The 12,325-nt window shown below is 34.5% G+C and carries 16 protein-coding genes, 1 pseudogene and 1 other annotated feature (1 of these 18 cut by a window edge); of the genes and pseudogenes, 9 read left to right on the top strand and 8 right to left on the bottom strand.

The genetic code is table 11. From position 1 onward, the window contains the following. Positions 1-83, bottom strand: a binding site (T-box leader); it reaches 145 nt to the left of the window's first position. A gap of 16 nt (positions 84-99) precedes the next feature. Continuing rightward, on the bottom strand, positions 100-996 hold the full coding sequence (gene ilvE / locus AC0ONG_RS05675) for a branched-chain-amino-acid transaminase (RefSeq protein ID WP_474203531.1): 897 nt from the start codon (positions 994-996) through the stop codon (positions 100-102). A gap of 414 nt (positions 997-1,410) precedes the next feature. On the opposite strand from ilvE, the gene AC0ONG_RS05670 reads away from it, so the two are divergent. Further along, a complete protein-coding gene (locus AC0ONG_RS05670; RefSeq protein WP_000752514.1) occupies positions 1,411-1,650 on the top strand; it encodes a DUF3911 family protein in 240 nt (79 codons plus the stop codon). A gap of 86 nt (positions 1,651-1,736) precedes the next feature. Next, positions 1,737-1,976, top strand: a complete 240-nt coding sequence (locus tag AC0ONG_RS05665) for a YkuS family protein (protein ID WP_000101020.1) — start codon at positions 1,737-1,739, stop codon at positions 1,974-1,976. Between the two features lie 352 nt (positions 1,977-2,328). Here AC0ONG_RS05665 and AC0ONG_RS05660 read toward each other — a convergent pair whose 3' ends face one another. Together AC0ONG_RS05660 and ytfJ are read right to left on the bottom strand one after the other, a co-directional pair. After that, entirely contained in the window at positions 2,329-2,418 is a 90-nt protein-coding gene (locus tag AC0ONG_RS05660; protein WP_000608225.1) for a hypothetical protein, read from the bottom strand. A gap of 108 nt (positions 2,419-2,526) precedes the next feature. Next, positions 2,527-2,994: a GerW family sporulation protein gene (gene ytfJ / locus AC0ONG_RS05655; RefSeq protein WP_002083119.1), complete on the bottom strand. Its 468-nt coding sequence runs from the start codon at positions 2,992-2,994 to the stop codon at positions 2,527-2,529. Positions 2,995-3,182: 188 nt separating this feature from the next. Between ytfJ and AC0ONG_RS05650 the strand changes: the two genes are divergently transcribed. Next, a complete protein-coding gene (locus AC0ONG_RS05650; protein ID WP_000136546.1) occupies positions 3,183-3,557 on the top strand; it encodes a hypothetical protein in 375 nt (124 codons plus the stop codon). Positions 3,558-3,592: 35 nt separating this feature from the next. On the opposite strand, the gene AC0ONG_RS05645 is transcribed toward AC0ONG_RS05650, so the two are convergent. Then, on the bottom strand, positions 3,593-4,936 hold the full coding sequence (locus AC0ONG_RS05645; RefSeq protein WP_474203527.1) for a TrkH family potassium uptake protein: 1,344 nt from the start codon (positions 4,934-4,936) through the stop codon (positions 3,593-3,595). A gap of 763 nt (positions 4,937-5,699) precedes the next feature. Here AC0ONG_RS05645 and AC0ONG_RS05640 point away from each other — a divergent pair. Further along, positions 5,700-6,935, top strand: coding sequence for a dicarboxylate/amino acid:cation symporter (locus tag AC0ONG_RS05640; RefSeq protein WP_000814811.1), 1,236 nt, complete (start codon positions 5,700-5,702; stop codon positions 6,933-6,935). A 22-nt stretch (positions 6,936-6,957) separates the two neighbouring features. On the opposite strand, the gene AC0ONG_RS05635 is transcribed toward AC0ONG_RS05640, so the two are convergent. After that, complete coding sequence (locus tag AC0ONG_RS05635) at positions 6,958-7,113, bottom strand: hypothetical protein (protein ID WP_000184928.1); 156 nt, start codon at positions 7,111-7,113, stop codon at positions 6,958-6,960. Positions 7,114-7,268: 155 nt separating this feature from the next. Continuing rightward, entirely contained in the window at positions 7,269-7,688 is a 420-nt protein-coding gene (locus AC0ONG_RS05630; RefSeq protein WP_000081433.1) for a MarR family winged helix-turn-helix transcriptional regulator, read from the bottom strand. Positions 7,689-7,849: 161 nt separating this feature from the next. Here AC0ONG_RS05630 and AC0ONG_RS05625 point away from each other — a divergent pair. Then, a pseudogene (locus AC0ONG_RS05625) lies at positions 7,850-8,280 on the top strand (regulatory YrvL family protein). 33 nt (positions 8,281-8,313) lie between these two features. Next, a complete protein-coding gene (locus AC0ONG_RS05620) occupies positions 8,314-8,901 on the top strand; it encodes a thioredoxin family protein (protein WP_003260458.1) in 588 nt (195 codons plus the stop codon). Between the two features lie 32 nt (positions 8,902-8,933). Here the strand turns inward: AC0ONG_RS05620 and uppP are convergent, their stop codons facing one another. Next, a complete protein-coding gene (gene uppP / locus AC0ONG_RS05615; RefSeq protein ID WP_000796263.1) occupies positions 8,934-9,725 on the bottom strand; it encodes a bacitracin resistance undecaprenyl-diphosphatase in 792 nt (263 codons plus the stop codon). Between the two features lie 186 nt (positions 9,726-9,911). On the opposite strand from uppP, the gene AC0ONG_RS05610 reads away from it, so the two are divergent. From AC0ONG_RS05610 to AC0ONG_RS05600, 3 genes are all read left to right on the top strand, one after another. Further along, positions 9,912-11,270: an MATE family efflux transporter gene (locus AC0ONG_RS05610; protein WP_000665558.1), complete on the top strand. Its 1,359-nt coding sequence runs from the start codon at positions 9,912-9,914 to the stop codon at positions 11,268-11,270. Between the two features lie 76 nt (positions 11,271-11,346). Further along, positions 11,347-11,520: a hypothetical protein gene (locus AC0ONG_RS05605; protein ID WP_000341062.1), complete on the top strand. Its 174-nt coding sequence runs from the start codon at positions 11,347-11,349 to the stop codon at positions 11,518-11,520. Positions 11,521-11,537: 17 nt separating this feature from the next. Next, positions 11,538-11,687: a hypothetical protein gene (locus tag AC0ONG_RS05600; protein ID WP_000744623.1), complete on the top strand. Its 150-nt coding sequence runs from the start codon at positions 11,538-11,540 to the stop codon at positions 11,685-11,687. Between the two features lie 81 nt (positions 11,688-11,768). Here AC0ONG_RS05600 and AC0ONG_RS05595 read toward each other — a convergent pair whose 3' ends face one another. Beyond that, on the bottom strand, positions 11,769-12,287 hold the full coding sequence (locus tag AC0ONG_RS05595; RefSeq protein ID WP_002083113.1) for a hypothetical protein: 519 nt from the start codon (positions 12,285-12,287) through the stop codon (positions 11,769-11,771). Positions 12,288-12,325: the final 38 nt, after the last annotated feature.

The following is a 12,325-nucleotide window of genomic DNA, read 5'->3' as shown; positions in this document are numbered from 1 at the left end:
CGACGTGAACCATCGGTTTTCAGCAACCACCGACTCTCTGTGAGGCTTCACAATCAACTACTCCTCCCTCTCAACGCTTTCTTATGTTATAAAAAGTTGTTATCCAACTTTATTTTCTTCGTAAATTTTCTCTCCATCTTCTATAACTAACTTTCGGAATTCTTCCAATAAACGATTCGTATGTGGACCCGTTTGCCCTAAACCAATCGTTCTACCATCTACTGTCGTAACAGCAATAACTTCAGCAGCTGTTCCTGTTAAAAACACTTCATCAGCTACATATACATCATGTCTTGTAAATAACTCTTCTCTTACGTCATATCCAAGTTTTTCGCCGATTTCTAAAATGGCGTTTCGTGTAATACTTTCTAACGCTCCAGCAGAACTTGGTGGTGTAATTAATTTATTTCCTTTAACAATAAACACGTTATCTCCTGATCCTTCAGCAACATATCCTTGATCATTTAACATAAGTGCTTCTTGTACTCCAGCTAATTTCGCTTCAATACGAACTAAAATATTGTTTAAGTAATTTAAAGATTTTACTTGAGGGGATAAAACATCGGGACGATTTCGGCGCGTTGCAACTGTTACAACTGGAATCCCTTTCTCATAATATTCTTGTGGGAATAAAGATAATTGTTCTGCAATTACTACTACATTCGGCTTCTTACATGAATCGGGATCCAATCCAAGATTTCCTGCTCCTCTTGATACAACAAGGCGAATGTATCCATTAGATAATTTATTTTGTCGAATCGTCTCAACAACAATATTCGTTACTTCATCTAATGAATATGGAATTTCTAAAAGGATTGATTTTGCTGATTCATACAACCGGACAAGATGCTCTCTCAAACGGAAAACATTACCGCTATAAACTCTAATTCCTTCAAATACTCCATCGCCATATAAATAGCCATGATCATATACCGAAACTTTTGCTTCATCTTTCGGAACAAATTCTCCATTTAAGAAAATCCATTGCTCATTCACTGGAAGTGCCTCCTATGTTCTATGAATTTTTTATTGTTTCCTAGTTTACTCTCCTTTTTAAATAAATCAAGTAAATTTTTAGAAAATTTATAATTTTTAATCGTACGTACATCTTTAATTATATTGATTTAACAACATTGTTAACGTTTACAAAAAGTCTGAAAATTTTTTTCGCCAATTTTCACTAAAAAAATATTTGTTTAAAAGAAGGATTTTCATCAATTAATACGAATCTATTGTATTCAATAAACGGACGTCCGATTTTATAAATCCGAGAATATATAACGACTTTTGCTGAAAAAGGGGGAAAATAACAAAAATAGCGCTGTCTAAAAATAACATTCATATTTTTCATTTCGTAATCATAATCCTATTTTTAAAAAACAATTTGTCAAAATGAAGGAGGAAATAAATATGGCATGTGTACAAATTAAAGGAACGAGACAAGAGGTAGTAGAAATGTTGCAATTATTTGATCTAATGGACACGAAAGGTTTTTGTAAATTCGATAATTACGTAGAGGTAGAACCAAACACGCAAGAACATAATCATTTTATTGCTTCAATCGACATCCATTCAAATACTTCTTCTGCACAAGATACATTAAACGATCAATTCGTTAGTCAAATGCTTACTGGCGTATATAACGACTAAACAAAGATTTACTTCCTACCGTCTTTTCATAAATATATGCAGTGAACTTGAGCATACTAGCAATTAGATGGTAGGAGGTGAGAATTATGGCTAGAATTGGCGTTGAAAACTCATTAACAGACGTTCAACAAGCTCTTCAGCAACAAGGTCATGAAGTTGTTACACTTAACTCAGAACAGGATGCACAAGGGTGTGATTGTTGCGTTGTAACTGGGCAAGATTCTAATGTGATGGGCATTGCAGATGCATCAATTAAAGGATCAGTCATTACAGCTCACGGTTTAACAACGGATGAAATTTGTCAACAAGTTGAAATTCGCACTTAAAAAAAGAAAGAGGACTCCTTTTGAAAAGGAGTCCTCTTTTTTATATTCACCTAACGGGAAAGTAACATATACTGGATGAAAGCCCTACCTCTCTCTCATCATTACGGTTCCACTGACCGCTCCTTGATTCACTAGTATACCTATAAAGCTTACACTTATAATTTATAGGGTTTGTTCACAAAAGTTGTTGGTAAGACTACCCGATCTTTCGCAAACTTTTCGTATTACATTTATAAGATTTATTTACTTTATACTAGCTGTAACCGAGACACGAATTAAAATTTTAACATCAATAAAATAACTTGTCAACATTTTTTGTAAATTAAAAACAGACAGTAACGGTTTGTCTGTTTTAGAATGGAGCTTTTTCTTTTATTACATATACAACAAAACCGCTTACTAACATACATAAACCAACTACTAAGTTTTTGATATTAATCATAAATTCCTCTCCCTTATTCCACACATCATATATATTTACAGTTCAATTATTCCGATCATCCTAAAGCGCACTTTTTCTAATATATCATAATTCCTAAAAAATGCAAGTTCACTTTTGGCGACCATTTACAAATTTATCTACAGTGCTTGGTACCGTATTTAAAGCCTTTTCAATTAAATGTGTACTACTATTGAGGTGTAATACTTGCACACCGTTAGAACCGACTACTAAAAAAGCAACTGGGCTAATAGAAACCCCAGCCCCGCTTCCTCCTCCAAATGGATGCCCTTGCTTTTTCTCTTTATGCTGATTTTGCCCACCGTTATGTTTTTCAGTAATGAAATCCCCTTTAAAATCACTTCCACCAGCTCCAAAACCAAAAGCCACCTGAGATACTGTTAATACTACATTTCCGTCAGCTGTTGAGACCGGGCTCCCAACAATTGTATTTACATCTACCATCTCTTTTAAATTTGTCATTGCCGTTTTCATTAAATTTTCAATTGGATGTTCCATTATGTATTGCACCCTTTCCTCATTATTCCTTTTTATACTTTCCAAAATAGAGGAAGTCATACTAACTTTTCCTATTTCAAGAAAACATTTTCCTCCTTTTAAAAGATACTACTCCCTGTACATGCTCCGGTATAGTGAAACTTTAATCAGTAGGATGTGTACGTAGCTCGACTCCCACAAATAGCAGGATAAAAAAGAAAAAGAGATACATACTACTATTGAACCTTGTTATGAAAGGAGTCATGACTTTGACTGAGAAATTTGATGATTATAAAAGAAGAGATAGAATAGATAGTGATTATAGTGACTATAAAGAAGAGTACGCCGCTGAGGTTGCACCACAACGCATTGATTATGATTACGATGATAAAGACGATAAAGATGTTGTAAAATCATCCGCCGCTGGATCAACTGCTGGTTTTATCGCTCTTGCGCTATCTATCTTATCGCTATTTACATTCCCAACACTATTTGGTCTTGTTTCTGTTTTACTCGGTATTTACGCTTATAATCGCGGAGCTACTGTAACTGGCGGTATCGCTGCAGTTGTCGGTGGGATTGCTGCACTTATCGCAATTTTATTCCGAGTAGCACTTATTGGTTTATTGTTCTCCCTGTTCTAAAAAAGAAAAAGGTATCTCGCTTAACGCGGGATACCTTATCCTGTAAACACATCTTCCGATGGATATTTTATTTTTTGTTTTGCTGGTCGCGCTAAAGAAAACACAAGTGTTAACGGTCCAATTAATCCGCAAAACATAACAAACATAATAATACATTTTCCGAATGCCGAGAGCTTTGCAGTAATTCCCATCGTTAATCCGACTGTGCCAAACGCTGATATTGTCTCAAATAATAATTGAATAAAGCTGAAGTTTTCTGTAAGCATTAATATAAATACCGCTGTAAAAATAAGTATTTGACTGGCAACAGCAATCGCTAAGGCCCTCGTTACTGTCGACATTTTAATTGTACGCTGAAATAAAACAATTTCTTCCTTTTTTCTAAAGAAAGAAAGGACAGATGTAATTAAGATAACAAACGTTGTTAATTTAATTCCTCCACCTGTTGATACACTTCCTGCACCAATAAACATTAAAATCATCGTAAATAATATAGATGATTCTTCCATACCTCCATAGTCAATCGTATTAAATCCAGCTGTCCGCGGGGTAATACCTTGAAAGAAGGAAGCCCATAGTTTTTCATTTAAAGATAAATTCCCTAACGTCTTCACATTATTATATTCCAATACAAAAATTACAATCATTGCTATAACATTTAACACTACTGTTCCAATAATCATTATTTTTGAGTGAAGTGATAATTTTCGAAAACTGCGACTATACCATATATCAATTAATACGGTAAAACCGAGTCCACCTATTACAATTAAAGAGCAAATCCCAATATTAATAATGGGATCCCCTACATATCTTGTTAAATTATCTGGCCATAAAGCAAATCCTGCATTATTATAAGATGCAATTACATGAAAAATACTATAGTATAAACCTTTTCCAAAACCAAACTCTGGAATAAAGCGAAACGATAAAAAGATGACCCCAATAAGCTCAATACAAATCGAAAATATAAAGACACGCTTTACTAATTTTACAAGACCACCTATATTTGTTTGATTAAATGCTTCTCCAATTAATAAACGATGGCGTAATCCGATTTTTTTGCCTAATACCCAAACAATTAAAATGGCAATTGTCATAAGACCTAGACCACCTGTTTGAATTAAAAACATAATAATAATTTCGCCAAACATCGTAAATGTACTTGCTGTATCCACTACTCCCAAACCAGTTACGGTCGCTGCTGACGTTGCTGTAAAGAAAGCATCTACCCAACTAATATGTGCTTTCGTTGCGAATGGTAACTTTAATAACAAACCGCCAACCACAATTAAGCAGAAAAAACCTAATGCTAATATTTGTGGTGGGTTTAATCGTATAAGACGATTATACAGCCCTTGTTTTTTTGTTACTTCCATATCACTAACTCCCTTATTAAAGTGAAGCTTTCCCCTCATAAATAAAAAGCTTTTAAAAAGCCCTTAAACAATTGGGACAAACCTTATATTCTTATAATATAGTTGAGCATAATCCTTTTTTTCATAGATTACAACTTTTATTTATATTCAGATTCCTTTTTGTTTTATGCTGGAAAACTATATATCCTAGCTCAATATTGCTAGCAATAACAATTTCATATGTACTATTTTTCAAATCCCCATATCTTTCACTCTATGTTCACATAGAGGTCACATCCACCTTTTATAGTATATGTATCGAAGCTGTTCCTCCCTAATTTTTAAGACATTCCCCAGTGTCTTTGAATAGCTTCCATCCCTAATTAAATTGACATAAATTGTCCCCTTCCTTGACCATCTTATAAATGATGGTCTTATTTTTTTGTCTTTCTATCTTTTCTTTAAAACTCCCTCTCTCTTTCACCCTATGTTCACATGAGAGTCACACCTACCTTTTATAGTATATGTATCGAAGTTGTTCCTCCCTAATTTTTAAGACATTCCCCAGTGTCTTAAAGCAGCTTCCATCCCTAATTAAATTGACATAAATTGTCCCCTTCCCTAGACCATCCTATGTGATGGTCTATTTTATTTTCCAAACACAAAATCAGTCTATCTACACTTAAATAAAAACAAAAAATTCAGAAAATATTGTTAAATTAGGTATTTTTTCGGTATAATTACTTTAGAAAGAACTTTCGCAAAAACAAAAGGGGGGATTTTATTGAAACAAACAAAAGCAATCTTAATCGCATTATTTCTAGGTCTAGTTGTTGGACTCACTCTAAATTTAGCCGCTCCATCTATCTTTGAGCCACTAAATCAATATGTGTTCAACCCAATTGGTCAATTGTTTATTCGCCTTATTAAAATGCTAGTTGTTCCTGTTGTATTCATTTCTATCGTACTTGGTGCTGCCGGCCTTGGAGATCCGAAACAACTTGGAAGAATCGGTTTAAAATCAATTTCATTCTTTCTCGTAACAACTGCGGTTGCCATCTCTATAGCGGTTACATTTGCACTTATTATAAAACCAGGAGCTGGCGGTAATTTTAAAACAGAAGGTCTTAAGTATGAAGGTGCAAAAACTGAAACATCTTTCGTCGAAACATTGCTAAATATCGTACCAGATAACCCAGCAAAAGCAATGGCTGACGGAAACATGTTACAAATCATTGCCTTTGCCGTATTGATTGGACTCGGTATAGCTATTTTAGGAAAACGAGTTCAAGGTATCCATTCATTACTTGAACAGGGCAACGAATTAATGATGTATCTTGTTAATCTCGTTATGAAATTAGCCCCAATTGGAACATTCGGTTTGCTCGCTTCATCCGTTGGTAAAATGGGTCTTGCAGGCGTCGCTGCGATGTTCAAGTATATGATTGTCGTTATGTTAGTACTCATTATTCACGGGGTCTTTGTATATGGCGGCCTATTAAAGGTATTAGCAAAAGAAAGTATCGTCCGGTTCTTTAAGCATTTCGGACCGGTAATGGCAATTGGCTTTAGCACATCTAGCTCTAATGCATCTCTTCCATTTGCAATGAAAACCGCACAAGAGAAGCTTGGAGTTCCAAAAGCAATCAGCTCATTTGTACAACCACTCGGTGCAACGATTAATATGGATGGTACCGCTATTATGCAAGGGGTAGCAACTGTATTTATCGCTCAAGTATACGGAGTTGAACTTACATTACCGCAATTAGCTATGGTCGTATTAACTGCTGTACTAGCTAGTATTGGTACTGCTGGTGTACCAGGTGTTGGACTTGTAATGCTTACAATGGTTTTAAATCAAGTAAATCTACCAGTAGAAGGTATCGCTTTAATTATTGGTATTGACCGTATTCTAGATATGTCAAGAACAGCTGTAAACATTTCTGGTGATGCAATTTGTGCAATGATTGTCGCAAAATCAGAAGAAAAATATAATACTGATCAATCGGCAGCATCTTAAATCAAAAAAGGAGTGAATATATTCACTCCTTTTTTGATTTACTTCCTTTTTTCGAACGATATTCTTTCCCTTTATTATCATTACCAGTTTCAAATTCAGTGCTAAATTCCTGATTAAACTGGCCGGACTTTGGTGATCCTTGATTACCGCTCCCTTTACTACCGTTACGATTCGTCATATTTCTCCCTCCCTTCCTTGTATTAGTAGTATGGCGCTCTATCTTTTTTCATACACATTTTATTTTTTAACATCTACTACACACGAAAGAAGACCTTCCATATATAAGGAAGATCTTCTTTTTCATCACGTAAGCGTTTTCTTGTTTATAATCACTTAAATAAGTTTTTTGGAAATCGAAATCATTACACTCATTTCATCTTCTGAAAGTGCAGAGAATCTTTCTTGTAAATATTGTTTTTTCGCATCTTCCATTTTCGCAACTAAATCTTTCCCTTGTTCTGTAATCTCTAAATACACAACTCGGCGATCCGATGTAGAACGTGAACGAGTTACAAAACCTTTATTAATTAATTTTTCTGTAACAGCTGTAATATGACTATTCGACACATTTAATTCATTTGCTACACGCGATACCATTTCTTTATTCGTACGATTTAATATTCTCAGGACGATGAATTCATTCCACGGTATGTAACCACCGAATATTTTTCCGATATCATTACGCAATGTGCGAAACATAGCAAACACATTTGTCGATAGTTCTTCCATTAATTGCTCTCGATTTTGAGACAACTTTGACAGCTCCTTTTATTTCATTTAGTTAAATAAAAACCTTATTAATAATTTTACATGAAATCTTACTTTTTGTCACCTTATTTTCCCATAATTCGTAGTTTTTTAATAGGTATTTCATGATAAAATGAAGTTAACTTCCAGAAAAAGGGGGTATTTTAATGCATGAGGAGGAGAAATTCTCAAATCTCAGCCTAAAAGATAAAACGATTATCACTAGTATTATTGCTCTTTTTCTCATTATCGTTTTTGCATTTATATTTTTTGTATATGTAGGAATCTTTCAAATTACAGGTATAGAGTATAGTTCACGTACTGCGTTACTTCTCTTTTTTTATTAATCACTTTCTTAGACAGTATTACATTTTTCATCTTCAGTTTCTTCAAAGCGCTGCTATATCCACTGACACAAAACATGCCAAATTGGATTTCTATTACTCTTTTCTCGTTCATTGAAATTACACTAGATTGGTTCGTCATTCATACTGCTGATAATTGGATAGAAAGCGTACAAATGTCCAACACAGCTGAATTATGTGTCGTACTATTCTTTTTCCTCTTAAATAAATTATTAAGTGACGAGAAAGAGTAAGAATACAAGCTTTTCTATATAAAAATTGGTACAATGAAAGCAAATCTTACTAAAGAGGTGTTAATTATGAACTTACAACAATGGGCTGATAAAGGTATGTCCTTTGATACATATGTGAATGAAATGCAAGTAAACCAATACGAGCTACTACACATTTACAATAACTTTTTAATTCCAAATGAATTACTTCCTGTATTAGAAGAACGTCAAAATGACGGCTGGCGTGTTATCGTATTAACTGCTGATTGGTGTGGCGATGCTCTTTTATGCGTACCTGTTATGAAACGAATTTCTGAAGTTGCAAATATTGATATGAGTTTATTAATTCGCGATGAAAACTTAGAATTAATGGATCAATATTTAACAAATGGAACAGCACGTGCGATTCCAATCTTTATTTTCATTGATAAAGATGGAAATGAACAAGCCGTCTTTGGACCACGCGCTCCAAAAGTACAAGAATTAGTAACTTCAATGCGCGCTACATTACCTGAAAAAGAAGATCCAACATTCGAAGAAAAACAAAAAGAAATGTATGCTAATTTCCGTGCTACATTAGCTGATGATACTTCTCTTTGGGAGCATGTAATGGAAAATATGGTGGAAAAAATAGTAAAATAAAAAAAACCTGCCGAGCTCGGCAGGTTTTTTTATTACATAATGAAGAAATAGAATACCGCAGCTAAAATGAAACGATAGTAAGCGAACGGTGTTAGTTTTACACGAGATAATAATTTCAAGAATGAAACAATTGCAAGCATCGCAACAACGAATGCAGTTACAAATCCTGTTACAAATAGCGTTATATCTGCTGAGCTTAATACATCCCAGCTTTTAATTAAATCTAACCCACTTGCAGCTACCATCATCGGTACCGCTAAAATGAACGTATATTCAGCTGCCGCTGTATGCGACACGCGAGCTAATAAACCACCACTGATTGTAGAACCAGAACGAGAAAACCCTGGCCAAAGAGCTAAACATTGGAACATTCCAATTGTAAATGCCTGTTTATATGTGATTTCATCTAACGTTCTTGCTGTACTTGGTTTTGAAAACTTCTCAGCAACAATCATTAAAATACCACCGGCTACTAAGCTAATAACAACTGGTCCTGGACCAAATAAAACCTCTTTAATAGTGCTATGGAATAATACGCCAAGTACCCCGGCAGGAATCATCCCGATAATAATATGTAATAAATTTAACGATGGTCCGTCTGTTACTTTTCCTATTCCAACTAACGACCATAGACGCTTCCAGAATATAACAACAACTGCTAAAATCGATCCCAATTGGATAACAACTTCGAAAACTTTCGCTCTCTCATCTTCAAATCCAATTAAATGTCCTGTTAAAATCATATGTCCTGTTGATGATACTGGTAGAAACTCTGTTAACCCTTCAACAGCACCCATGATTAAACCAATTAACCAATCAGCCACAAGTAGTGCCTCCTTAATAACAAATAATATGTAATTTTTTCACACCTTATCATAATACCTTATCCCTTTTCAAAGTGCATCCTTTTTTTATTGGTTTCATATGTTGTAGGCGCGTATTTCTTTTCTAATCTTTGATTAAATTGTATGATAGTAAGAGTTTGTTTTTTTATACGGAAAGGGGATTTTATGAAAGAAACTACTTCATTCTCACAAAAGTTAAAGCAATTTGTATTACTATTTTTTCCGATTTTCGTAACGCAAATGTCATTATTTGCGATGAGTTTTTTTGATACAACAATGTCAGGACATGCAAGTCCAACTGATTTAGCAGGTGTTGCAATTGGAACAAGTATATGGCTTCCAGTTAGTACGGGATTAACAGGAATTTTAATGGCTACTACTCCCATTGTTGCACAGCTCGTTGGATCCAAGAAAAAAGAGGACGTTCCCCACGTTGTCATACAAGCAGTTTATTTAGCAATTTGTGCTAGCTTCGTTGTTATCCTCATCGGTTTCTTCGTCGTTTCACCTATTTTAAACGGCATGCGCTTAGAAGAACCTGTGGAACGAATTGCAGCTCAATTTTTAAGTATTATCGCAATAGGAATTATACCTTTATTCACGTACACTGTTTTACGTGGATTTATTGATGCATTAGGAAAAACTCGAACAACGATGATTATTACATTACTATCATTACCAATTAACGTAATATTAAATTACCTATTAATTTTTGGTAACTTCGGTTTCCCAAAGCTTGGTGGTGTCGGAGCAGCAATTGCTTCCACTGCAACATATTGGTGCATTTTAATTATTACAGTCATTATTATTCAGACGAAAGAGCCTTTTGCCTCTTTTAACATTTTCAAACAATTATATCGTCCTTCTCTTTCGAGTTGGACAGCATTCTTAAAGCTTGGCGTCCCTATCGGATTTGCTATCTTTTTTGAAACAAGTATTTTCGCTGCGGTAACGCTTATGATGAGTAATTTTAGTACGACAACTATTGCAGCTCACCAAGCAGCTATGAACTTTGCTTCCTTGTTATATATGACTCCGCTAAGTTTAGCAATGGCAATGACTATTGCAGTCGGATTCGAAGTCGGAGCAAAACGTTACGATAATGCAAAACAATACGGACTGATTGGAATTGGATTAGCCCTTGCCTTTGCTTTGTTATATTCGATTCTTCTCTACTTCTTTGATAATCAAATTGCTTCTATTTATACGACAGATGCAAAAGTTCATCATTTAGCAAAAGAATTTCTTATCTTTGCGATTTTATTTCAAATTTCAGATGCAATTGCAACCCCTGTACAAGGAGCTCTGCGTGGTTATAAAGATGTAAATGTTGCTCTAATTATGACTTTAATTGCTTATTGGATAATAGGTCTACCACTAGGTTACATACTAGCAACGTATACAGAATGGGCCGCAAAAGGCTATTGGATCGGTCTTATTATCGGTCTAGCATTTGGCGCTGCCTTCCTACTTATCCGTCTCTTTCAAGTACAACGAAAATATGCAACACAAAACAGCCGCTAATAATAAAGCGGCTGTTTTCTTTATGCATATTTTTTCTTGTAACGTGTAATATAATGAAAAAGAAAGGTGGGTACATATGGACGACAAAGAAAAAAAGCAATCATTCGATGAAGAATTTGCCCCTGAAATTTCACCTGGATATCGGCAAGATGTACATAAGCCACCTAAATATAAAAACACTTCGTTTTTAATGGGCATTACCATTTTCGCTGCTGTATTACTCATACTTATCATTTTCGTTTATTTTTGATGAAAGGTGCCTATTATATGAAGAAACAAAATTCGAATCGTTCAAAAAGAACTGTTAAAACACAAAAAGGATATGCAGGAGATTCTGTTCATACACTTAAACAAGTCGAGCAAGGAAATTTATATATTGCTCAAAAAGAACTTGGTCAACAAAATGAAAATCTTTAAAGGCCCTTGATTCCTTGAGGGCCTTTTTATTCCGCATTAAGTAGTACACCCCCAAATGTTCTATTGAGCAATGAATTTCCTTTATTGTACGCGCTGCTTTTGTTCTAGCACCATAAATATATTATTAACCTTTACAATTTTCACTTCATAATTCAATTTCATTTTGCTTCTCTTACCATTTTCAGTACCCGCAACGTACGCTACAGCTTGATAAAGAAAACTCTCATCGGTCTCTTCACGTATCTCCTCGTTTGTAAATTTATACTCTAAATCTTGAAAACGATTTGGATAATAATTTCCCATTAATTGTTCATACCCTCTATTTAAAAATAGTTCTTCACCTTTTCGTTTCACATCTTCTTTATTAGTAAACTCAAACACTGATAGTTGCTCGGTCACAAAATGCTCTCCTACCTTTTTCATTTCATTATGAGTTAAATTTTCTATACTTTTGTTCTTTAATTCCTTATTTAACTCGTACTGATCAATCGGTTTAAAGGTAGCAAAAACCTTCTCTTTATATGACCAAAACAATACAAAAGCGATACATAGAGAAATGATTAACAATCTTTTTTTCGTAATACTCCCGCCCTTCTTCATAATGATAGCTATATTTTAACATATAGAAAGAAAATTCT

The organism is Bacillus sp. TCT6, assembly GCF_056033845.1.
The sequence above is the reverse complement of the archived record's forward strand: the minus strand, read 5'-3'. Positions and strand labels throughout refer to the sequence as shown.